This window comes from Actinotalea sp. JY-7885 (assembly GCF_014525465.1).
Taxonomy (GTDB): Bacteria; Actinomycetota; Actinomycetes; order Actinomycetales; family Cellulomonadaceae; genus Actinotalea.
The window spans coordinates 1-898 of record NZ_JACEXH010000338.1; the positions used below are offsets into that span (position 1 = coordinate 1).

Genomic DNA, 898 nt, shown 5'->3' on the forward strand with positions numbered 1-898 from the left:
GCCAGCGTGCTCGCGCCCGCGGCGAGCCGGTCGGCGCCGGCCGCCAGCTCCGCGGCGCCGCTCGCGGTCTGCTGCGCGCCCGTCGCGAGCTCGGCCGTGCCCGTGACGAGCTCCACCGTGCCCTGGGACAGGCGGGCGGCGCCCGACTCGAGCTCCTGCGCGCCCTGCACGGCGCTCGAGAGGTTGGTGTGGATCGAGGCGAAGCCCCGCAGGAAGGTGTCGGCGGCCTCGGTGCCGACCTCCTCCGCGATGGAGTCCCGGACCTTGCCCACGATCGTGTCCGCGATCGTCGTCGCGAGGTAGTTGTTGGCGTCGTTGGTCAGGAGGGTCAGGCTCGCCTGCTGCGGCTGGAAGCGCGCCGACGAGACGAGGTCCTGCGAGAACGTGGGGCCGATGATCAGGGCGGAGTCGAAGCGGCCCGACCGGACGCCGGCCTCCGCGTCGGACTGCGAGGTCCGCACCCACCCGAAGCCGCCGTCGCCGTCGAGCAGGCGCGAGGCGACGCGCTCGCCGTAGTCGACCTCGCGCGAGGTGCCGTCGGTCGCGTTCTCGCTGGTGGCGCCGCGGTCCAGGACGACGAGCGCCGCCGGCACCGTCTCGAGACGACCGTAGGGGTCCTCGTTGGCGAAGAGGTACAGGCCGGAGTAGAGCGAGGGGATGATCATCATCGCCAGCACGGCCAGGCGTGGCAGCGTCCCCGCCCACACGCGGCGGAGCTCCGACATCGCCAGGTGGACGGCGGTCACCCTTCCCGTCCGTCCCGCGTCGCGCGCCCTGCGCGTCGACGGCGGCGCGGCGCCGGCTCCGGCTCGTCGGCGGCGTCGAGCAGCTGGGTCGGGTCCGTGCTCTCGGGCGCACCGGTGCGCGGTCGCGCGGGCGCGGCGGGCGGCGTCGTGCG

Annotated in this window: 1 protein-coding gene; it reads right to left on the bottom strand. The window is 75.4% G+C overall.

Features of this window, described 5'->3' with window-relative positions:
• On the bottom strand, positions 1-746 hold a 746-nt coding region (locus IDM29_RS16845; protein WP_223148451.1), incomplete at its 3' end, for a YhgE/Pip domain-containing protein.
• Positions 747-898: the final 152 nt, after the last annotated feature.